The sequence below is a fragment of the Pseudomonas sp. NBRC 111124 genome, from assembly GCF_001320245.1.
In the GTDB taxonomy this organism is placed as follows: Bacteria; Pseudomonadota; Gammaproteobacteria; order Pseudomonadales; family Pseudomonadaceae; genus Aquipseudomonas.
In genome coordinates this window covers 21681-43048 of record NZ_BCBA01000059.1, presented here as the reverse complement: position 1 = coordinate 43048, position 21368 = coordinate 21681, and the positions used below count along the sequence as shown (strand labels likewise).

Genomic DNA, 21368 nt, shown 5'->3' with positions numbered 1-21368 from the left:
GCGGACCCCAAATTGATCAGGCAGCGCGGGTACGGCCCTGCTTCGGGTTGGTTTGCTCGAGATAATCGCGCAATGCTTGCTGTTCAGCGCTGCTGGTGAACAGGCCCAGTTTGGTGCGACGCCACAGCACATCTTCGGCGTCGCTAGCCCATTCCTCGTTGCACAGGTAATCCACTTCACGGCTGAACAAGCCGCCCCCTATCGATTGGCCGAGATCATCCGGGCCATGCACGCCGTCCAGCAGGCGCCAGACGCGGCTCCCGTAAGTGACCGCCCAGCGTTTGGCGATGTCCACCGGCAACCAACCGCAACGCGAAAGGATGGCATCGACCAAGGCCGGGGCGGTTGTCATGTTCTCGCCTCCCGGTAGTGCAGCATCGGCTGTCCAGCTGCCACGCATCTGGGTGAAGAACGGTTTCAGCTCGCCCATGGCCGACTCGGCCAGCTTGCGGTAGGTCGTCAGCTTGCCGCCGAACACCGACAGTAGCGGTGCCTCGTTTTCCCCGGCCGACAAGGCCAGGGTGTAGTCGCGGGTCACCGCAGATGGGTTGTCCGACTCATCGTTGCACAGCGGCCGCACGCCGGAATAGGTGTGCACGATGTCGCTACGGCTGAGTTGATGGTTGAAGTGCTCGTTCACCACCTTCAACAGGTAATCGGTCTCCTGCTCGGTGATCGCCACTTTGGCCGGGTCGCCGCTGTATTCCCGGTCGGTGGTACCGATCAGGGTGAAGCGGTCCAGGTACGGAATGCAGAAGACGATGCGCTGGTCTTCGTTCTGCAGGATGTAGGCGTGTTCACCTTCGTACAGGCGCGGCACGATGATATGGCTGCCCTGGATCAAACGGATGCCGTAAGGGGCGTCGAGCTTGAGATCGTCCTTGATGAAGTTGGCGACCCAAGGGCCGGCGGCGTTCACCAGGGCGCGCGCGCGAATGCTCCGCAGGCTGCCGTCGGCGTGCTGCAGTTCAACCTGCCACAAACCATCCACACGCTCGGCGCGCAGGCAACGGGTGTGGGTGTGGATGTGCGCGCCGTGCTCACGTGCGCTCATGGCGTTCAGTACCACCAGGCGGGCATCGTCCACGGCGCAGTCAGCATATTCGAAACCCCGGGTGATCGCCGGTTTGAGCGGGTAGCCCGGACCGAAGCGCAGGCTGCGCGAGGCGCCCAGGCGCTTGCGCTTGCCCAGGTGGTCGTAGAGGAACAGACCTGCACGGATCATCCAGGCAGGGCGCAGGTGCGGGCGGTGCGGCAGCACGAAGCGCATCGGCTTGACGATGTGTGGCGCCTTGGCCAGCAGCACTTCACGCTCGGCCAGTGCTTCACGTACCAGCCGGAACTCGTAGTGCTCCAGATAGCGCAGGCCGCCGTGAATCAGCTTGCTGCTGGCCGAGGAGGTGTGTTGAGCCAGGTCGTCCTTCTCGCAGAGAAACACCTTGAGGCCGCGCCCGGCGGCGTCTGCAGCGATACCCACGCCATTGATGCCACCGCCGATCACGGCGATGTCGTAGCAGTCGGCGACTGGGAGCTGGGACGAAACGGGCTGGGACACGGGCAAGGCCTCCTGAGGCTGTTCACATCGAATATGAACATTGATGTTCGTTTCCGAAAATATTAGCGCAACAGAAAGCCGGTCGCCAGTCAGTCTTTATAGAAAAAACTGATCAGATGACAATAAAGTGAACAATAACGAAAATGACGGGCCTTTTAACGGCCCGTCGTGAGGTCAGACCACCTCGAGGCGGATCTTGTGCTGGTTAAGCAGCTGGGTCAGGGCCGCAGTAGGGGTCTGGTCGGTCACCAGGCAATCCACCAGGCTGATCGACCCCATGCGCACCATGGCATTGCGCCCGAACTTGCTGGAGTCGGCGGCAAGCACCACCTGGCGGGCGTTGGCGATGATTGCCTGGGACACCCGCACCTCCTGGTAATCGAAGTCGAGCAGGCTGCCGTCTTCGTCGATGCCGCTGATGCCGACCAGGGCGAAATCGACCTTGAACTGATTGATGAAGTCGACGCTGGCCTGGCCGACCACGCCACCATCGCGACGTACCGTTCCCCCGGCCACCAGAACCTCGAAATCATCCTTGGCAGCGAGTATCGCGGCGACGTGCAGGTTGTTGGTAATGACTTTCAGGTGATTGTGGTTGAGCAGCGCCCGGGCAATCGACTCGGTGGTAGTACCGATGTTGATGAACAGCGAGGCATGGTCGGGGATCTGCCGGGCCACGGCTTCGGCGATGCGCTGCTTCTCGTCACGCATCTGGTCGGCACGCATGGCGTAAGCGGTATTTTCAACGCTCGAATCATAGGCAGCACCACCGTGGTAGCGGCGCAGCAAGTTGAGCTCGGCAAGCTGGTTGATATCGCGTCGGATGGTTTGCGGGGTGACGACGAACAGCTGCGCCATTTCTTCGATACTGACGTAGCCGCGGTCGCGCACCAGCTCGAGGATTTGTTGTTGGCGTGGGGGCAGATTCATGGGCGGTCCTTTGGGGCTGCCGGACAAATTCTGCAATGATGCCGTAGGAAGGGGACTACGGCCAGTAGACGATGGGGGCCGCATCACGGCCCCCCTGTCGTTTATGCCTCGTGATCTTCCCAATCACGGGTGCGGTCGACGGCCTTCTTCCAGCCAGCGTACAGCTTCTCTTTCTGCGTTTCGTCCAGCTGCGGGCTGAACTCACGCTCGATGATCGCCTTGTCGCGCAGTTCTTCCAGGCTGCTCCAGAAGCCACAAGCCAGGCCTGCCAGGTAGGCGGCGCCAAGGGCGGTGGTTTCGCGCATTTTCGGGCGCTCCACGCAAGTGCCGAGGATGTCGGCCTGGAATTGCATGAGGAAGTTGTTGGCTACCGCACCACCGTCAACACGCAGTTCCGACAGGCGTTCGCCGCAGTCCTGCTGCATGGCGTCGAGCACGTCACGGGTCTGGTAGGCGATCGATTCCAGCGCGGCGCGGATGATGTGATCCACCTTCACGCCACGGGTAAGGCCGAACAGCGCGCCACGGGCATACGGGTCCCAGTACGGGGCACCCAGGCCAGTGAAGGCCGGCACCAGGTAAACGCCGTTGCTGTCCTTGACCTTGCTGGCGAAGTATTCGGTGTCCAGCGCGTCATTGACGATCTTCAGCTCGTCACGCAGCCACTGGACGGTGGAGCCGCCGTTGAACACCGCGCCTTCCAGGGCATAGGCCACCTCGCCGCGCGGGCCGCAGGCGATGGTGGTGAGCAGGCCGTGGGAGGACTTCACTGCCTTGTCGCCGGTGTTCATCAGCAGGAAGCAGCCGGTGCCATACGTGTTCTTGGCCTGGCCAGGCTCCACGCACATCTGGCCGAACAGCGCCGACTGCTGGTCGCCTGCGATACCCGCGATGGCGATACCGCTCTTGGTGTGGCCATAGACTTCCGACGACGGACGTACTTCGGGCAGCATCTGCCGAGGAATGTCGAGAATCTCCAGCAGCTTGTCGTCCCACTGCAGGCTGTGGATGTTGAACATCAGTGTGCGCGAGGCGTTGGTGTAGTCGGTGACATGTACCTTGCCACCGGAAAACTTCCAGATCAGCCAGGTATCGATGGTGCCGAACAGCAGCTCGCCGCGCTCGGCGCGTTCACGGGCACCTTCGACGTTATCCAGGATCCACTTCAGCTTGGTGCCCGAGAAGTATGGGTCGGTGACCAGGCCGGTGGTCTCGCGGATGTATTCTTCATGCCCATCGCGCTTGAGCTGGGCGCAGATCTCGGTGCTGCGGCGGCACTGCCAGACGATGGCGTTGTACACCGGGCGGCCGGTTTCCTTGTCCCATACCACGGTGGTTTCGCGCTGGTTGGTGATGCCCAGTGCGGCAACCTGTGCATGGCTGATACCGGCCTGGGCCAAGGCCTCGACCATGGTCGCGCTCTGGGTGGCGAAGATCTCCATCGGGTCGTGCTCGACCCAGCCAGCTTGCGGGTAGTGTTGGGCGAACTCGCGCTGCGAGGTGCCGACCACATTGGCATCGCGGTCGAAGATGATCGCGCGCGAGCTGGTGGTGCCCTGGTCCAGGGCGATGATGTAGTTCTTATCCTGGGAGTCTGTCATGGTCGTAGGCCTTGCATAAAGAGGAGTTCAGGGCGTCAGCATCAGTTGGCTTGAGTATCGCCCTGGCGGTTGTCGGTTGTCTCGGCGCTTGCGTTTTGCGCCGTCGGCAGGTTGCGGGCGATAAGGCCGCGATAGATCGCGGCACCCAGGCAAGCACCGAGGATCGGTGCGAACACCGGAACCAGGAAATACGGAATGTCCCGACCGCCAGTGAAGGCGATTTCGCCCCAGCCAGCCAGGAATGTCATCAATTTTGGCCCGAAATCGCGGGCTGGGTTCATCGCAAAGCCGGTCAGCGGGCCCATGGCACTGCCAATCACGGCAATCAGCAGGCCGATCAGCAATGGCGCCATGGCGCCGCGCGGCAGGCCGTTGTTGTCATCGGTCAGGGCCATGATCACCGCCATCAGGATTGCAGTGATCACCACTTCGACCAGGAACGCCTGGCCAGTGGACAGTGACGGGTGCGGATACGTCGAGAACACCGAGGCCAGTTCCAGGCTCTCGGAACTGCCACGCAGCATGGCGTGGGCCTGTTCGAAATCGAAGAACAGGTTGCTGTAGAGCGTATAAACGAGTGCGGCGCCGCAGAAGGCGCCGCAGATCTGGGCCAGGGCATAGAAAGGCAGCTTGCGCTTGTCGAAGCCAGCGAACAGGGTGAGCGCGATGCTCACGGCCGGGTTCAGGTGCGCGCCGGAAATACCGGCGGTGAGGTAGATCGCCATGCTTACGCCGACGCCCCAGATGATGCTGATTTCCCACAGACCAAAGCTGGCGCCAGCGACTTTGAGCGCGGCGACGCAACCGGTACCGAAGAAGATCAGTAAGGCGGTGCCGAGAAATTCGGCCAGGCATTGGCTGGATAGCGTAGGTTCGCGAAGAGCAGTCGTCATGTATGACCTCGTTGTTTTTGTTGTGAGGCGCAAAGCGCTCGACAGCAAAGCCTGATGTCCATCCCCATAGACCTCAAGCGGGTATCAAGAAGCGCACCTTAAAAGGGCACCATTTATTCAGAAACGAAAAAATATAGACAAGAAACGCTGATGTCAAAGGTCGAAAGTGAACGGGTAGTCACGTTTTGGTCGCCTGTTTCAAAGGCTGATGCCCGTAGTAGAGGGCGGCGTGAGCCATTGGCTGGCTGGGATACAGGATTTGCCCTAAAGTAGCCGCGAGCTGTCCCAGACCGGAGCACTGCATGACCCCCGCACTCGACCTGTTGAAAAAAGCCCGCGCCGAACATCGCGTGCACAGTTATGAACATGACCCCAAGTCGGCGTCATATGGGCTGGAGGCGGCGGAGAAGCTCGGGCTGGAACCGCAGCAGGTGTTCAAGACCTTGCTGGCGAGCAGCGAGAAGGGCGAGTTGCTGGTGGCGGTGGTGCCGGTGGTGGGGACGTTGGATCTCAAAGCTTTGGCCCATGCGGCCGGGGTGAAGAAATGCGAAATGGCCGACCCGGCTGCGGCTCAGCGGGCGACCGGTTATCTGGTAGGTGGAATCAGCCCGTTGGGGCAGAAGAAGCGCCTGCGCACCTTCATCGATGATTCGGCGCAGAACTTTGCAACAATCCATGTCAGCGCCGGGCGGCGAGGGCTGGAGGTCGAGCTGGCGGCGGTGGTGCTGGCAGAGCATACCCAGGGCAAATTTGCCGCAATCGGCAAGGCTTGAAGCCACCGGGGCCGCTTTGCGGCCCCGGTGTATTGATTCAGGTCGCCGAACTGTAGCGGCGAACCCCACTCTCCTGACGCGCCAACTGTGTCGCGACACTGCCCGGCACCGGGAACAGCACCAGGTGGTCGGCCTTCACCGCAATCCCCACATCCTCACCGACCTGGTGGTCGATATGGCTCGGGAAGATCGCCTCGAGCTGGCTGCCAGTGGGCAACTGCAAACGGTACAGCGTCGACGCGCCAAGGAAGCTCTTGCCCACGATGTTCGCCTGCAGCGCACTGCCAGGGGCCGGCACGATGTCATCAGGTCGCAGCAGCACATCTACCGAGCTGCCCGGCGCCATGGTGTAGGCACGGTTGCCACGCAGCTCGCCCAGTTCGGTGTTGACAGCTTCATGGCTGCTCATCTGGCCGCGGATGAAGTAGCCCTGGCCGACAAAACTGGCCACGAAAGGCGTCTGCGGTTCGTGATACAGGTTGTAGGGCGTATCCCATTGCTCCAGTCGGCCTTCTTTGAACACACCGACGTGGTCGCTGACGGCAAACGCTTCTTCCTGATCGTGGGTCACCAGGATCGCGCTGGTGCCGCGGCTCTTGAGGATGTCGCGCACTTCGTGGCTCAGGCGCCGGCGCAGTTCCACATCGAGGTTGGAGAACGGCTCATCAAGCAGCAGCAGTTGCGGCTCAGGTGCCAGCGCCCGGGCCAGGGCGACCCGCTGTTGCTGACCACCCGACAGCTCATGCGGGTAACGACCGCCGAGGCCGCCGAGTTTGACCAGTTCGAGCATTTCCTCGATCACCTGCGCCTGGTTCGGGTGCTTGGCGATGCCGAAGGCGATGTTCTGCGCCACGGTCAGGTGCGGGAACAGGGCATAGTCCTGAAACACCATGCCGATGCGGCGCTTCTCCGGCGCCAAGGTGAAGCCGGCGCGGGAAATGACCTCGCCGGCCAGCTGGATTTCACCCTCGTGCACCGGCTCGAAGCCAGCGATGGCGCGCAGTGTGGTGGTCTTGCCGCAACCCGACGAGCCCAGCAGGCAACCGATGTCGCCCGCGTTCAGGTGCAGGTTGAGGTTCTGGACGATGCGCTGGTCGCCATAGCCGCAGGCGAGGTTGCGCAGGTTGAGCAGTAGGGGTTGACTCATGCGTGGTGGTAAGCCGGTTCGACAAGGAATTCGAGAAGGGCCTTCTGTGCATGCAAGCGGTTTTCAGCCTGGTCCCAGGCGACCGAACGGGGGTCGTCGAGCAGGTCATGGCTGATTTCCTCGCCACGGTGGGCGGGCAGGCAGTGCATGAACAGGGCGTCGGGTGCCGCCAGGTCGAGCAATGCACGGGTAACCTGGTAAGGCGCGAAATGCGCCAGGCGCCGTGCAGTTTCCTCTTCCTGGCCCATGGAAGTCCAGACATCCGTGGTCACCAGATGTGCACCACGCACGGCTTCCTGCGGATCACGGATGATCTGCACGTGGTCGCCACCCAGGGCCATGAAGCGTGGATCGGGTTCATAGCCTTCCGGGCAAGCGATGCGCAGCTGGAAATCGAACTGCTTGGCCGCCTCGATGTACGAGTTGCACATGTTGAAGCCGTCACCGATCCAGGCCACGGTCTTGCCCTGGATCGAGCCGCGGTGTTCGAGGAAGGTCTGCATGTCGGCCAGCAGCTGGCACGGGTGCGACTCGTCGGACAGCGCGTTGATCACCGGCACGCGGGACTTGGCGGCGAATTCGGTCAGGGTGCTGTGGGCGTGGGTACGGATCATCACCACGTCGAGCATGCTCGACAGCACGATGGCGCTGTCACCGATCGGCTCGCCACGGCCCAGCTGGGTGTCGCGCGGCGAGAGGAAGATGGCTTGGCCACCGAGCTGGATCATGCCGGCTTCGAACGACACGCGGGTACGGGTCGAGGACTTCTCGAAGATCATGCCCAGTACGCGGTTCTTCAGGGGCTCGAACAGCACGCCTCGCTTGCGCAGGTCCTTCAGCTCGATGCCTCGGCGGATCACACCGAGCAATTCGTCGGTGGTGAAATCCAGCAGGGAGAGAAAGTGCCTAGCGCTCATGATTGACTACCTTATCTGCAACGGTATGCAGGTCGACCGTATGGTTTTTTTTGACAACGGGAGTGACCTGCGGCGTAAGCCGCACGGGGCGGACGAAATGGGGAAAGGCGCAATACTATAATTAAATGTCGCCTGAAACCAAGAGGGGAAACAGCGGCTCGTTTCAAAGGATGTTGCAAAGGGTGTCGTAACACTTGAGCCCGTGCTGTTTTTTATTTGCTACAGAAGGTTGTACACGGCTTGCTGGCAATTTGGCAAATGCCTGTCGCGAATCGTGCGCCTGATACCGCAGGATTCACGCCGCGAAGGGCGCTGGCCCGCGCCAGGGCCGCAGCGCATAGTCGATGACTCATTACAACAGCAAGGCAGAGGCGGCCATGACCAAGACCCTGCACCACCGTGCCTGTCACCTGTGTGAAGCGATCTGCGGCCTGAACATAGAAGTCAGCCATGAACATGACGGGCGGGCGCTGATCAGTTCGATCAAGGGTGACCCTGAAGACCCGTTCAGCCGCGGCCACATTTGCCCGAAGGCAGTTGCGCTGCAGGACATCCAGAACGACCCGGACCGCCTGCGCCAACCGCACCGGCGGGTAGGGGACCAGTGGCAGCCGATCGGCTGGGACGAGGCCTTTGCCCTGGCCGCCGACAGGTTGTGGGCGGTCCAGCAGGCCCATGGGCGCAACGCCGTGGCGGTCTATCAAGGCAACCCCAGCGTGCACAACTATGGGCTGATGACCCACAGCAATTACTTCCTCGGCCTGCTCAAGACCCGCAACCGTTACTCCGCCACCTCGGTCGACCAGCTGCCACAGCACCTGACCAGCCATTTGATGTACGGCCATGGGCTGCTGTTGCCGATCCCGGATATCGACCACACCGAGTTCATGCTGATCCTCGGCGGCAACCCGCTGGCCTCCAATGGCAGCATCATGACCGTACCGGATGTAGAAAAGCGCCTGAAGGCCTTGCGCGGTCGGGGTGGCCGCCTGGTGGTGGTCGACCCCCGACGCAGCGAAACTGCCGCCATGGCTGACCAGCATCTGTTTATCCGGCCCGGCGGCGATGCTGCCTTGTTGTGTGGCCTGCTCAATACCCTGTTTGAGGAAGACCTGGCGCGTGGTTCGCACTTGCCAGTCAACGGGCTGACGCAGGTGCGTGAGGCGATCGCATCGTTCACGGCCGAGGCCATGAGCGCCCATTGCGGCGTCGCGGCTGCCGACATCCGTCAGCTGGCGCGGGACTTCGCGGCCGCCGGCAAGGCCGTCTGCTACGGTCGCATGGGCGTCTCAACCCAGGCTTTCGGCAGCCTGAGCCACTGGCTGGTGCAATTGATCAACCTGGTGACCGGCAACCTCGATCGAGAGGGTGGGGCGCTATGTACCGAACCCGCAGTCGATCTGGTGGCGACCACTTCTGGTGGTCATTTCAATGCCTGGCAGAGCCGGGTTTCGGGGCTTCCCGAGTATGGCGGCGAGCTGCCGGTGGTGGCCCTGGCCGAGGAGATGCTGACGCCCGGGGACGGCCAGGTGCGCGCCCTGGTGACGGTAGCCGGCAATCCGGTGTTGTCCACGCCCAACGGCCGGCAGCTGGATGCAGCGTTGGACGGGCTGGAGTTCATGCTCAGCATCGACCTCTATATCAATGAAACCACCCGCCATGCCGACCTGATTCTGCCTTCGACTTCGGCGCTGGAAAACGACCATTACGACAGCACCTTCAACCTGCTGGCCGTGCGTAACGTGACCCGTTTCAACCGCGCCATCCTGGCCAAGCCTGAGGGCGCCTTGCATGACTGGGAGATCTTCGTCGGCCTGGCGCAGGCGTTTGCCAAACGCGCTGACCTCGAACTCAAGCCGACCTGGCCACCGGCGCAAATGATCGATGTAGCGCTGCGCAAAGGCCGCTATGGCGAAGCGTCCAGCTGGAACCTTTCGCTGCGGGCATTGGACGAGCACCCCCATGGGCTTGATCTGGGGCCGCTACGCGCCAATCTTGAAGCGCGGCTGGCAACCGCCAGCAAAGTTGTCGAGGCGGCGCCACAGGCGCTGCTGGATGATCTGCAGCGCTTGGCCCTGCAGGCGCCGCCCGCGCCGGGCGAGTTGCTGCTGATCGGCCGCCGCCACGTGCGCAGCAACAATTCGTGGATGCACAATTACCATCGTCTGGTCAAAGGCAAGCCGCGCCATCAACTGCTGATGCACCCGCAGGACCTGCAGCACCGGCAACTGCAAGACGGCCAGCGGGTGCGTATCCGCTCGCGCACCGGCACCCTGGAGGTCGAAGTGCAGGCCTGTGAAGACATGATGCCCGGGGTGGTCAGCCTGCCCCATGGGTTCGGCCATGGTCGCCAGGGTGTGCGCTTGCAGGTTGCCCAGGCACAAGCGGGTGTGAGTGCCAACGACCTCACCGATGAACGCCTACGGGACGCGGTTTCCGGTAACGCTGCGCTCAATGGCGTACCGGTGCAGGTCGAGGCCGCATGAGCAATGGTAAGGCCGAGCACGCTGCTCGGCTTTCCGATACAATGCGTCACCGTGCCGACGATCGCGTCGGAAAGTTCAGCTGAGGTGCTAGATGGATATCATCGATACGATCAAAGAGCAGATTGCCAACAACACCATTCTGCTTTACATGAAAGGCTCGCCGAATGCCCCGCAGTGCGGGTTCTCGGCCAAGGCATCGCAGGCTGTGATGGGTTGCGGCGAGAAGTTCGCCTACGTCGACATCCTGCAGAACCCGGAAATCCGCGCCAACCTGCCAAAATACGCCAACTGGCCGACCTTCCCGCAACTGTGGGTAGCCGGTGAGCTGGTTGGCGGCAGCGACATCATGCTGGAAATGTTCGAGAAGGGTGAACTGCAGGCCCTGATCAAGGACGCCGCCGCCAAGGCCAAGGCTTCCGAAGCCTGACGTTCAGCCAGACAAAAAAACCCGCTCAAGGCGGGTTTTTTTATGGGCGGGGAAATTACTCTTCGCCCATCTGCGACTGCAGGTAGTTCTCGATGCCGATCTTGTCGATCAGGCCGAGTTGGGTTTCCAGCCAGTCGATATGCTCTTCCTCGGACTCGAGGATGTCTTCGAGCATGTCACGCGAACCGAAGTCGCCAGCGGTTTCGCAGTGGGCGATGGCGGCTTTCAAGTCAACCAGGCCTTTCTGTTCGATCTTCAGGTCGCACTCGAGCATCTCTTTGGTGTGCTCGCCGATCAGCAGCTTGCCCAAGTCCTGAACGTTGGGGATGCCTTCGAGGAAGAGAATACGCTTGATCAGTTTGTCAGCGTGCTTCATCTCGTCGATGGACTCTTTGTACTCGTGCTTGCCGAGCTTGTTCAGGCCCCAATCTTCGTACATGCGTGCGTGCAGGAAGTACTGGTTGATCGCGACCAGCTCGTTTCCGAGGATCTTGTTGAGATGCTGGATGACGCTTACGTCGCCTTTCATGACGGGTTCCTGCCCTGTAGAAGTGTGCCAATACAGGGAAGTTTGAGCTTGTAACTGGGGGCTGTCAAACCTAAGTATTTGAATAATAAGTGAAAATTAATAGGAATAAGAATGTTTGTGAACCGCGTTGAAGCGCTAACTTGTTGATATACCGGCATAAAAAAACCGGACACAAGGTCCGGTTCTTCGAATTCTGTAACATCAGGCAGCAGTAAATTCCACCGGATAGGGCAGGGCGGCGTGCTGGCTCACCTGCAATTCGGTGAGGGTCTCACGGACCACCTCTTTGGCCAGGCAGGCGCATTTGCCACACTGGCTGGCGACGTTGGTCGCAGCTCGGACTTCCTTGTAACTGCAGCATCCTTCATAGATCGCATCGCGGATCTGTCCGTCGGTGACGCCGACACAAAGACACACATACATAAGGGCTGACCATCGCGGGTTGAGTCGATGGGTTGGAGCTTAATGTTAATGAGAATGCTTGTCAAAGGACTTTCTGAAAGGGCCGTGCTTGAGCGACCGACGGTTGCATTCGGCCTGTCACCGGAAGCCGTGTATGATGGTCAGCCTTTGTTGGATGTCGGGCAAGCCTGCTTGGCCCGGCAAACGGTTTTCCACTCTCACTAGGAGATTGCAATGAGCGTACTCGTTGGCAAACAAGCCCCCGACTTCACCGTCCCAGCCGTCCTGGGCAATGGCGAAATCGTCGACAGCTTCAACCTGGCTTCGGCCATCAAGGGCAAGTACGGCCTGGTGTTCTTCTACCCACTGGACTTCACCTTCGTCTGCCCGTCCGAGCTGATCGCCCTGGACAACCGCATCCCTGACTTCCAGGCGCGCAACGTTGAAGTGATCGGCGTTTCGATCGACTCGCACTTCACCCACAACGCCTGGCGTAACACCCCGGTCAACGCCGGCGGTATCGGCCAGGTCAAGTACACCCTGGCTGCCGACATCACCCACGAAATCTGCAAGGCCTACGACGTCGAGTCCGAAGGCGGCGTAGCCTTCCGTGGTGCTTTCCTGATCGACACCAACGGTGTTGTCCGTTCGCAGATCGTCAACGACCTGCCACTGGGCCGCAACATGGACGAACTGCTGCGTCTGGTCGACGCCCTGCAATTCCACGAAGAGCACGGCGAAGTCTGCCCGGCCAACTGGAAGAAAGGCGACCAGGGCATGACCGCTTCGCCCGAAGGCGTTGCTGCTTACCTGAGCGAGAACGCTGGCAAGCTGTAATTGCCACGCGCATGAAAAAACCGGCCCATGTGGCCGGTTTTTTTGTGCCAGCTTGTACTGGCCTCTTCGCGGGTGAACCCGCTCCTACAGGAATCGCAAAATGGCTGAGGCCGATGCGGTACCTGTGGGAGCGGGTTTACCCGCGAAGATTTTCAGTTCAATCGTTGAAGTCGCGCCAGCCGCCCATTTCTTTCCAGCGGTTGACGATGCCGCAGAACAGCTCGGCCGTCTTCTCGGTGTCGTAACGCGCCGAATGTGCCTCACGGCCGTCGAAGTCGATGTCGGCGCTCTGGCAGGCCCGCGCCAGCACGGTCTGGCCATACGCCAGGCCAGCCAGGGTGGCGGTGTCGAAGCTGGAGAACGGGTGGAACGGGTTGCGCTTGATATCGTTGCGGGTAACCGCTGCATTGAGGAAGCCAAGGTCGAAGCTGCTGTTGTGACCGACCAGGATCGCCCGCTTGCAACCGTTTGCCTTCAGCGCCTTGCGCACACCGCGGAAGATGTCGGTGAGCGCGCTTTCCTCGCTCACCGCCATGCGCAACGGGTGGTCCAGCTTGATGCCGGTGAACTCCAGCGCGGCCTGCTCGATATTGGCCCCTTCGAACGGCTCTACCCGGAAGAAGTAGGTGTGCTCGGGGAACAGGAAGCCCTTCTCGTCCATGCCGATGGTCACTGCGGCGATTTCCAGCAGGGCGTCGGTGGCGCTGTTGAAGCCGCCGGTCTCGACATCCACCACGACCGGCAGATAGCCGCGGAAGCGCTCAGCCATCGGGTGGCGCGAGCCGCCGCCGCCTTGACCGTCCTGGTCGTCTTCGTAGAGGTCTTCGCTCACGCGTTTTCCTCCAGCAGGCGCCAGCGCAGTTTTTCACCGGCACGCAGCGGGATCACGGTCTGCTCGCCAAATGGCAGGCTGTCCGGGGCGGTCCATTCTTCACGGACCAGGGTGATGGTGTCGGTGTTCGCCGGCAGGCCATAGAAAGCCGGGCCGTGGAGGCTGGCGAAGCCTTCCAGCTTGTCCAGCGCATTGCGCTGCTCGAACGCCTCGGCGTACATCTCGATCGCCGCATAGGCGGTGTAGCAGCCTGCGCAACCGCAAGCAGCTTCCTTGGCGTGACGGGCGTGCGGTGCCGAGTCGGTGCCGAGGAAGAACTTCGGGTTGCCACTGGTGGCCGCGTCCAGCAGCGCCACCTGGTGGGTGTTGCGTTTGAGGATCGGCAGGCAGTAAAAGTGCGGGCGGATACCGCCGACCAGCATGTGGTTGCGGTTGTACAGCAGGTGCTGGGCAGTGATGGTGGCGCCCACGTTGGCCGGAGCCTCGGTGACGAACTGCGCGGCATCACCGGTGGTGATGTGTTCGAACACCACTTTCAAGGTCGGGAAACGCTCGACCAGACGACGCATGTGCTCGTCGATGAAGCGCTTCTCGCGGTCGAATACATCGATCTCGCTGCGGGTTACTTCACCGTGCACCAGCAGTGGCATGCCGACTTTCGCCAGTGCCTCGATGGCCGGGAAGATGTTGTCGATGCTGGTGACGCCCGAATCGGAGTTGGTGGTGGCACCGGCCGGGTAAAGCTTGGCGGCGTACACGATGCCGCTGGCCTTGGCCACGCGGATGTCCTCGGGGCTGGTGCGGTCGGTGAGGTACAGCACCATCAGCGGTTCGAAGCGGCTGCCAGCCGGGCGGGCGGCAAGGATGCGCTCGCGGTAGGCGCTGGCTTCGACGGCATCGCGCACCGGCGGGACCAAGTTAGGCATGATGATGGCACGGGCGAAAGTACGCGCCACATCGCCAACGGTATGGGGCAGGACGGCACCATCGCGCAGATGGATGTGCCAGTCGTCGGGACGCAGGAGGGTCAGGCGATCGGACATTGGGGATTCCAGGCGGGTCGAACTCAGGCCCCAATGCTACCGGAAAACCCCGGTCCGAGCACGGCTATCAAGTTTTCCGGCAAGTGTCCGATAGCCTGCCTGTAAGCCGTCAGAATTTGTGGAGCCCCTCGTGCGCCAGCGTTACTTAGCCCTGTTGACCCTTGTCGCCAGCCTGCCGGCCGGTGCACTGACTTTCCAGACCCGCATGGAGAATGTCGCCTGGCAAGTCGAGGGTGACCAGTTCGAATGCCGCCTGATTCAGCCGATTGACGGTTTCGGCAGTGGCGAGTTCGTGCGCAAGGCCGGTGAGCAGCCCGTGTTCCAGCTTCGGTCGCACAGCAATGTGCTGGGCGCAGGATCCGCCACCTTGCTGGCTGCCGCAGCCCCTTGGCAACCGGGGCGGGGTGATGTGAACCTCGGCGCTGTGCGCATGGCCCGCAGCGGCGTGCTGTTCAGCTCGTCGCAAAGCCAGGCCAGCCGCCTGATCAATGGCTTGCTCGACGGGCGCAGCACGGTGGTACGCAATTACGCCGGCGAAGGTGGGCGAGTGATGGAAGTACGGGTATTACCGGTGAGCTTCGTCAAGGCATACAGCGACTATCAGGTCTGTGCCAGCAAGATGCTGCCGATGAACTATGACCAGGTTCGCCAGACCCAGGTCGGCTTCCCGGGGGGGGGCTTCGACCTCGACGCCGATGCCCGAGCGAGGCTGGACGTGATCCTCGATTACCTCAAGGCCGACCCGACGGTGAACCACATCGAACTCAACGGTCACTCCGACAACAGTGGTAACCGGCTGACCAATCGCGACACATCGCGGCGTCGGGCGTTGGCCGTTGCCGATTACTTCAAGGCCCATGGTGTGCCGGAAGAGCAGATAGACGTGCGTTTCCATGGTGAGCGGTATCCGCTGGTGAAGAACAACAGCCCGGCCAATCGGGCGCGTAACCGGCGGGTGAATATCGAGCTGGATCGGGTGGCGATGGCAGAAAAACCGATGGTCCAGCCGGTGCAGCAACCGGTGCAGGCTGCACCTGCTGTCCCGCCAGCTGCTGCGGCGCCGGCTGGGACCAAGACACCCTGATATCAAAGCGGGATTGCATCAGGGCCGCCAGGTGCTGAACCTTTAGCGGCGAACACGTCGCCCCACCGACAGTTCCTGTCGCTTTGTCGTCAGAAGCTGTCGCCCCACTGTAAATTTATCCGCAACGCCGGTAGAATCGGCCCCTTTCCGTACAACCCCGTGGAGTGATGGCATGGCGGACGTAAAAAAGGTCGTACTGGCGTATTCCGGCGGCCTTGATACTTCGGTGATTCTCAAGTGGCTGCAGGATACCTACAACTGCGAAGTGGTGACCTTCACCGCTGACCTGGGTCAGGGCGAAGAAGTCGAGCCGGCTCGTGCCAAAGCGCAGGCAATGGGCGTTAAAGAGATCTACATCGACGACCTGCGCGAAGAGTTCGTGCGCGATTTCGTCTTCCCGATGTTCCGCGCCAACACCGTCTACGAAGGCGAGTACCTGCTGGGTACTTCCATCGCTCGTCCGCTGATCGCCAAGCGCCTGATCGAAATCGCCAACGAGACCGGCGCCGACGCCATTTCCCACGGCGCTACCGGCAAGGGTAACGACCAGGTGCGCTTCGAGCTGGGTGCCTACGCACTCAAGCCAGGCGTCAAGGTTATCGCGCCATGGCGCGAGTGGGACCTGTTGTCCCGCGAGAAGTTGATGGACTATGCCGAGAAGCACGGTATCCCGATCGAGCGTCACGGCAAGAAGAAGTCGCCGTACTCGATGGACGCCAACCTGCTGCACATCTCCTACGAAGGCGGTGTCCTGGAAGATACCTGGACCGAGCACGAAGAAGACATGTGGCGCTGGAGCGTCTCGCCAGAGAACGCCCCGGACCAGGCGACCTACCTGGAGCTGACTTACCGCAATGGTGACATCGTCGCCATCGACGGCGTCGACATGAGCCCGGCTACCGTACTTGCCGAACTGAACCGCATCGGCGGCGCCAACGGCATCGGCCGTCTGGACATCGTGGAAAACCGCTATGTGGGCATGAAGTCCCGTGGCTGCTACGAAACCCCAGGCGGCACCATCATGCTCAAGGCGCACCGCGCCATCGAGTCGATCACCCTGGACCGCGAAGTCGCTCACCTGAAAGACGAGCTGATGCCGAAGTACGCCAGCCTGATCTACACCGGCTACTGGTGGAGCCCGGAACGACTGATGCTGCAGAAGATGATCGACGCTTCGCAGGTCAACGTGAACGGTGTCGTGCGCCTGAAGCTGTACAAGGGCAATGTCATCGTGGTCGGCCGCAAGTCGGACGATTCGCTGTTCGATGCCAACATCGCGACCTTTGAAGAAGACGGCGGCGCCTACAACCAGGCCGATGCTGCTGGCTTCATCAAGCTCAATGCGCTGCGCATGCGCATCGCTGCCAACAAGGGCCGCGGGATGCTCTAAGCATCTGCCCCGAACTGGCAAATGAAACCCCGGCACTGGCCGGGGTTTTTTTTGCCTTCCGGGCGGTGTTCTGCTCATTGCCCATAGGCTGGATCCTCCGGCAGGCGGGTGGTTGATAGAACAACGCATTGGTGTAGATCCATGTTGCACAAACGCCACTGTCTGTTCTCGACATGCGGCTGGGCAATGGCCTGCATGACGTGTTGTTGAATCAGTGTCTGCGCGTCGGGGCCGGAAAACATCATGGTTACAGTTTCTGTCGGTTCCGCACGCCCCGCTGGTTCGGGCGCGCTCTTTTGCTCGGTCGGGTCAGGCTTGTAAAAAGATTTGTAGTTGAAGTTCAGGGTCAGGAAGAACAGAGCGGTGAGAAAGAACGGAAACCCCACGAGGAACCAGGTGTAGTACGTCTGACTTCTCTCGCTGAGAAAAGGCAGGGTTGCCAATGCAGAAGCCTCAATGATGCCAGCGAAAATGGCGATTATCGTCAACGGCGCAACAGGTTGGTTATCGGTCATGTTAATGCCTCCTGCAAGTTCGGCTTATCAATAACCTACTGGTCGCCTCAACTAAATTGTGGAGTTTTTCCGGGTGAGGGGATTTTTCGACGGGGCCGATGAATGCGCGCGTCGATTATTGTTCATTCGCCTGCTCGTAGGTACTTATGCGAGGAAACTGTAAATTTTTTCTTGTAGGAAAATTCCCAAACCGACGTAGGGTTCATCTATTCGGCTATTTGTGCGGGGAATGTGCGCGCCATTGAGCGTTCTGCTCGGTTATGGTGAGGCGGTCGTCAAAGCAAAATAACGAATGATGGATATCGCATGAATAAAGTCCTTATCGTGGATGATCATCCGGTCATACGCTTGGCAGTGCGCATGCTGATGGAGCGGCATGGGTACGATGTTGTCGCTGAAGCCGACAACGGCATAGCGGCCTTGCAGCTCACCCGCGAACACCTTCCCGATGTTGTCGTACTCGATATCGGCATCCCCAAACTCGATGGCCTGGAGGTCATTGCTCGTATGGCCGCGGCCAACCCTCGCAGCCGTGTTCTGGTACTGACTTCTCAGGCGCCCGGGCATTTCTCCATGCGCTGCATGCAGGCGGGGGCTTCCGGTTATGTGTGCAAGCAGCAAGAGCTCACCGAACTGCTCAGCGCCATCAAGGCTGTGCTATCTGGGTACAGTTATTTCCCGAACCAGGCATTGCACAAGTCGCGGGGTCGGGTGGGCGGGGCAAGTGAGGCGGACATGGTCGATCGCTTGTCGGCGAGGGAGATGATGGTGCTCCAGCAGCTTGCACGGGGGCGGTCCAACAAGGAGATTGCCGACAGCATGTTCCTCAGTAACAAGACGGTCAGCACCTACAAGACCCGCCTGCTGCTGAAGCTCAATGCCCACTCGCTGGTGGATCTGATCGAACTGGCCCGGCGTCATGGTCTGAGCTGAGCCTGGCATGCACCAGGCCTCCGTGAGGGAGGCTTGGTGTGCAGCTACAGGTCGTAGTCGAAGTCGGCGAGTTGCCGCTTCAGGCGCCGCTCTTCGAGCAGGTTGTCTATGGTGCGACGCTTGCTCAGGTTGGTCTTCGCGGTTTCTACCTGCGGCTCCGCTTCGTCGTCAGCGGTGACAAAATCATCTTCGATCGCCAGGTCGTCTTTATCGGTGCTCATGAGTCGCTCCAAGCCAAAGGGCCATTGGCCGTCCTTATAGCGAGAAAGCGAAGTCCGGTAAAAAAGATTTTTTCAATCGTGATGCAGGAGTTTTCGCTATTGGCTCAATCGTCGGAGGTCTTGTGCTTGTATTCACACAGGTCTTCGATGCGGCAGCTGCCACAACGCGGCTTACGTGCCTGGCAAACGTAGCGGCCATGCAGGATGAGCCAATGGTGGGCGTCGAGCAGATAGTCCTTGGGGACGAACTTGAGCAGTTTCTTCTCCACTTCGAGCACCGTCTTGCCGGGCGCGATGCCGGTGCGGTTGCTGACCCGGAATATGTGCGTGTCCACAGCCATGGCCGGCTGACGGAAGGCCGTGTTGAGCACCACGTTGGCAGTCTTGCGTCCAACGCCCGGTAACGCTTCCAGTGCTTCACGGGTCTGCGGGACTTCGCCGTCATGGCGCTCGATCAACAGTCGGCATGCCTCGATCACATTCTTGGCCTTGCTGTTGTAGAGACCGATGGTCTTGATGTATTCGCTCAACCCCTCGACACCGAGCGCATGGATGGCTTGCGGTGTATTAGCGACCGGGAACAGGCGCGCGGTGGCCTTGTTGACGCCGACATCCGTGGACTGAGCGGAAAGCGTCACGGCAACCAGGAGTTCGAAAGGGGTGGTGTAAGCCAATTCCGTTTTCGGATCGGGATTGTCTTCGTGCAGCCTGCGAAAGATCTCCAGGCGTTTGGCGGCATTCATGGGGTCAACGCTTTCCTTGACGACGTGTGAGGGTGGGGCGGAGCCAATTGTACAAGGCCAGCAGCGCGCCGAGCAGTAGCAGTGCACCTGACGGCAGGTTGGCCTGGTGCATGCCAGCGACCTGGTCCAGCCATTGACGACCAGCACCTAGCAGCAGGCAGACGAGCAGCAAGCCAGTCAAATGATGCAGTAGTTGTCGCCAGCGCCTTTCGCGTGGCAACCGTGTGTCGATGGCAAGGCAGTGCAGGCAGATCAGCGCCGGGAAGTAGCCAAGCGTCAGCGCCAATGGCAATGCCCAGGCACGCAGTGCCAGCTGCAGGCAACTGGAAAGCGCAGCAAGTAGCAGCAGGCTTGTCAGCCAGTACTTCGTGCCACTGAGTGTTGCCCGCAGCGGGGTCAACAAGCCTTGGTGAAGAAGAGGCAGCACGAGCATGCACAGGCCGATGGCTACAGCCTGAGAAAAGGTTCCAGTCGCGCCCAGCAGCGGAGCCAGGCCGGTTGCCAGCAAGCAGAACCTATTCATGGTCGGGCGCTCCGAGCAATTCGCTGCGATGCTGGTCAAAATAGCGCAATGCTTCCTGCTGGGCTTGCATGACTGCCCGAGAGGTGACGGTCGCACCGGCCAACTGGTCAAAGTCGCCCTGGTCGCGCCTGATCGCCCAACGGTCGCCAAGGCCACGCCTGGCAAACTGTGTTAGCCAAGCCGACTGAGGATCGGCAATCTGGCCGCCCAGCCCGGGGCTTTCCTGCTGTTCGACCACCCGCGTACCGATCAGGCGGGCATCGTCGCCGATCGCAATGGTCAGCTTGATAGGGCCTGCATAACCTCGTACCTGGCTCACCAACACGATGGCGGTTGGCGAGGTGCCGAGTGTAGCCCGATAGGCAGCGAGTACTTTGCTATGCACTGGCTGATCGGCCGGCAATGGCAATGGGCTGTCCAGCGGGTGATTGTCGTAGCTCCGCGCCGAAAGGGCCGCGAGAAGCTGGCTGGCTCGCAGCTGGTGCTCGGCATCGGCGATGGCAAGGCGGGTCCAGTGCTGCCAGGCCAGCGTCACTGCTACAGCCGATCCCCCGATGGCAAGTAACAGCAAGTTGCTGCGAACCGATGTGATCATGGAAAGACCTGCCGTCGTTGAGAGGCGAACCGATCCAAGGCGGGCACCGCCAGGTTCATTATCAAAATGGCGAACGCCGTGCCATCCGGATAACTGCCCCAGGTGCGGATCAGGTAGATCAGTGTGCCTGCCCCAAAACCGAATAGCAGCTTGGCCAGATTGGCGCGGGGGCCGGACACCGGCTCCGTGGCGATGAAGAATGCCGCCAGCATGGTCGAGCCGCTGAACAGGTGCAGCAGCGGTGAGCCGTTCGAGTCCGAACCGGAGCCATTCCAGGCCAACAGGCTGAACAGCAACAGGCCGCCAAGCAGGCCTGCCGGGGCATGCCAGCTGATAACCTTGCGCTGCCATAGAATAAGCCCGCCGCACAGCAGCGCCAGGTTGACCCACTCGCTGCTGCGGCCGCCAATACTGCCAAACCCCGGGTGGTTAGCGAACAGCTCGTCGATGGTCAGGCTGCGGTTGTGGCGCAGGCCGTCGAGCAGGGTCGGCCCTGCCCAGGCATCGATCTGGGGAGCACTGCCCGACACCTGTTGAACGCTATCGATAAAGCCGAGTGACTGGCTGGGCCAGTGGGTCATCTGCAGCGGAAAGTTCAGCAGCACAAAGACGTATCCGACCATTGCCGGGTTGAACAGATTACGGCCCACGCCGCCGAAAGCCTGCTTGCCGACGCCGATGGCAATGCCTGCCGCCGTGACCGGCAACCACCAGGGCGCCGGGGCTGGCAGGGCGATCGCCAGGAGCACGGCAGTCACCAGGGCACTGCCGTCGTTCAATGCCGGCAGCACAGGCTGGCGCCGCACAGCCAGCAGTGCCGCTTCCCAGCACAAAGCGCTGCAGGCGCATAGCAGCAAGCTGAACAGTACCCCCCAGCCTTGCGTCCAGAAGGACGCGAGCAAGCCGGGCATACAGGCCAACAGTACCAGGCCCATGGCGTTGCGTAACCGTGGGTCAGGGCTTGCCATTGTCGTGCCCGGCCGCTGTGTGCA

Annotated in this window: 23 protein-coding genes; 7 read left to right on the top strand and 16 right to left on the bottom strand. The window is 61.0% G+C overall.

Annotated elements, in window-relative coordinates; genetic code table 11:
* Window positions 1-16: 16 nt before the first annotated feature.
* The 4 genes from glpD to APH28_RS22430 form a co-directional block, all read right to left on the bottom strand.
* Window positions 17-1555, bottom strand: a complete 1539-nt coding sequence (gene glpD / locus APH28_RS22445; RefSeq protein WP_060512712.1) for a glycerol-3-phosphate dehydrogenase — start codon at window positions 1553-1555, stop codon at window positions 17-19.
* Between the two features lie 174 nt (window positions 1556-1729).
* Entirely contained in the window at window positions 1730-2485 is a 756-nt protein-coding gene (gene glpR / locus APH28_RS22440; RefSeq protein WP_060512711.1) for a DNA-binding transcriptional repressor GlpR, read from the bottom strand.
* Window positions 2486-2586: 101 nt separating this feature from the next.
* Window positions 2587-4086 (bottom strand): glycerol kinase GlpK, encoded by a 1500-nt coding sequence (gene glpK, locus APH28_RS22435; RefSeq protein WP_060512710.1) that lies wholly within the window; start codon window positions 4084-4086, stop codon window positions 2587-2589.
* Window positions 4087-4127: 41 nt separating this feature from the next.
* On the bottom strand, window positions 4128-4979 hold the full coding sequence (locus APH28_RS22430) for an MIP/aquaporin family protein (RefSeq protein ID WP_060512709.1): 852 nt from the start codon (window positions 4977-4979) through the stop codon (window positions 4128-4130).
* 302 nt (window positions 4980-5281) lie between these two features.
* On the opposite strand from APH28_RS22430, the gene ybaK reads away from it, so the two are divergent.
* Window positions 5282-5752 carry a Cys-tRNA(Pro) deacylase gene (gene ybaK, locus APH28_RS22425; protein ID WP_060512708.1) on the top strand — a complete coding sequence of 157 codons (471 nt, stop codon included), beginning with the start codon at window positions 5282-5284 and terminating at the stop codon, window positions 5750-5752.
* Window positions 5753-5789: 37 nt separating this feature from the next.
* Here the strand turns inward: ybaK and APH28_RS22420 are convergent, their stop codons facing one another.
* Both APH28_RS22420 and argF read right to left on the bottom strand, forming a co-directional pair.
* The gene (locus APH28_RS22420) at window positions 5790-6899 is read right to left on the bottom strand and encodes an ABC transporter ATP-binding protein (protein ID WP_060512707.1); all 1110 of its coding nucleotides are present in this window, start codon (window positions 6897-6899) and stop codon (window positions 5790-5792) included.
* Window positions 6896-7816 (bottom strand): ornithine carbamoyltransferase, encoded by a 921-nt coding sequence (argF, locus tag APH28_RS22415; RefSeq protein WP_060512706.1) that lies wholly within the window; start codon window positions 7814-7816, stop codon window positions 6896-6898. Before argF ends, APH28_RS22420 begins: the two co-directional genes overlap by 4 nt.
* 377 nt (window positions 7817-8193) lie before the next feature.
* On the opposite strand from argF, the gene APH28_RS22410 reads away from it, so the two are divergent.
* Window positions 8194-10302, top strand: coding sequence for a molybdopterin oxidoreductase family protein (locus APH28_RS22410; RefSeq protein ID WP_060512705.1), 2109 nt, complete (start codon window positions 8194-8196; stop codon window positions 10300-10302).
* 91 nt (window positions 10303-10393) lie between these two features.
* Window positions 10394-10729 carry a Grx4 family monothiol glutaredoxin gene (gene grxD, locus APH28_RS22405; RefSeq protein WP_060512704.1) on the top strand — a complete coding sequence of 112 codons (336 nt, stop codon included), beginning with the start codon at window positions 10394-10396 and terminating at the stop codon, window positions 10727-10729.
* Window positions 10730-10784: 55 nt separating this feature from the next.
* On the opposite strand, the gene bfr is transcribed toward grxD, so the two are convergent.
* A complete protein-coding gene (bfr, locus tag APH28_RS22400) occupies window positions 10785-11258 on the bottom strand; it encodes a bacterioferritin (RefSeq protein ID WP_003258014.1) in 474 nt (157 codons plus the stop codon).
* Between the two features lie 201 nt (window positions 11259-11459).
* On the bottom strand, window positions 11460-11681 hold the full coding sequence (locus APH28_RS22395; protein WP_054885863.1) for a bacterioferritin-associated ferredoxin: 222 nt from the start codon (window positions 11679-11681) through the stop codon (window positions 11460-11462).
* A gap of 213 nt (window positions 11682-11894) precedes the next feature.
* Here APH28_RS22395 and APH28_RS22390 point away from each other — a divergent pair, with 213 nt between their 5' ends.
* Window positions 11895-12497, top strand: coding sequence for a peroxiredoxin (locus APH28_RS22390; RefSeq protein WP_027918971.1), 603 nt, complete (start codon window positions 11895-11897; stop codon window positions 12495-12497).
* A 157-nt stretch (window positions 12498-12654) separates the two neighbouring features.
* Here APH28_RS22390 and rnt read toward each other — a convergent pair whose 3' ends face one another.
* Together rnt and pyrC are read right to left on the bottom strand one after the other, a co-directional pair.
* Complete coding sequence (gene rnt / locus APH28_RS22385) at window positions 12655-13266, bottom strand: ribonuclease T (RefSeq protein ID WP_371263104.1); 612 nt, start codon at window positions 13264-13266, stop codon at window positions 12655-12657.
* Window positions 13267-13325: 59 nt separating this feature from the next.
* Entirely contained in the window at window positions 13326-14372 is a 1047-nt protein-coding gene (gene pyrC, locus APH28_RS22380; protein WP_060512702.1) for a dihydroorotase, read from the bottom strand.
* A gap of 130 nt (window positions 14373-14502) precedes the next feature.
* On the opposite strand from pyrC, the gene APH28_RS22375 reads away from it, so the two are divergent.
* Window positions 14503-15456, top strand: a complete 954-nt coding sequence (locus APH28_RS22375) for an OmpA family protein (protein ID WP_060512701.1) — start codon at window positions 14503-14505, stop codon at window positions 15454-15456.
* Between the two features lie 172 nt (window positions 15457-15628).
* Complete coding sequence (locus APH28_RS22370; protein ID WP_060512700.1) at window positions 15629-16846, top strand: argininosuccinate synthase; 1218 nt, start codon at window positions 15629-15631, stop codon at window positions 16844-16846.
* 74 nt (window positions 16847-16920) lie between these two features.
* Here the strand turns inward: APH28_RS22370 and APH28_RS22365 are convergent, their stop codons facing one another.
* Entirely contained in the window at window positions 16921-17361 is a 441-nt protein-coding gene (locus APH28_RS22365; RefSeq protein WP_060512699.1) for a hypothetical protein, read from the bottom strand.
* Between the two features lie 306 nt (window positions 17362-17667).
* Here APH28_RS22365 and APH28_RS22360 point away from each other — a divergent pair, with 306 nt between their 5' ends.
* Window positions 17668-18294 carry a response regulator transcription factor gene (locus APH28_RS22360; RefSeq protein WP_060512698.1) on the top strand — a complete coding sequence of 209 codons (627 nt, stop codon included), beginning with the start codon at window positions 17668-17670 and terminating at the stop codon, window positions 18292-18294.
* A gap of 44 nt (window positions 18295-18338) precedes the next feature.
* Here the strand turns inward: APH28_RS22360 and APH28_RS28910 are convergent, their stop codons facing one another.
* The 5 genes from APH28_RS28910 to APH28_RS22340 form a co-directional block, all read right to left on the bottom strand.
* On the bottom strand, window positions 18339-18515 hold the full coding sequence (locus APH28_RS28910; protein WP_177334288.1) for a PA3496 family putative envelope integrity protein: 177 nt from the start codon (window positions 18513-18515) through the stop codon (window positions 18339-18341).
* A 104-nt stretch (window positions 18516-18619) separates the two neighbouring features.
* Entirely contained in the window at window positions 18620-19258 is a 639-nt protein-coding gene (nth, locus tag APH28_RS22355; protein ID WP_060512697.1) for an endonuclease III, read from the bottom strand.
* 4 nt (window positions 19259-19262) lie between these two features.
* Complete coding sequence (locus APH28_RS22350; RefSeq protein WP_060512696.1) at window positions 19263-19781, bottom strand: Rnf-Nqr domain containing protein; 519 nt, start codon at window positions 19779-19781, stop codon at window positions 19263-19265.
* Window positions 19774-20376, bottom strand: a complete 603-nt coding sequence (locus APH28_RS22345; protein ID WP_060512695.1) for an RnfABCDGE type electron transport complex subunit G — start codon at window positions 20374-20376, stop codon at window positions 19774-19776. Before APH28_RS22345 ends, APH28_RS22350 begins: the two co-directional genes overlap by 8 nt.
* A complete protein-coding gene (locus APH28_RS22340) occupies window positions 20373-21344 on the bottom strand; it encodes an RnfABCDGE type electron transport complex subunit D (protein WP_060512694.1) in 972 nt (323 codons plus the stop codon). Before APH28_RS22340 ends, APH28_RS22345 begins: the two co-directional genes overlap by 4 nt.
* Window positions 21345-21368 lie beyond the last annotated feature (24 nt).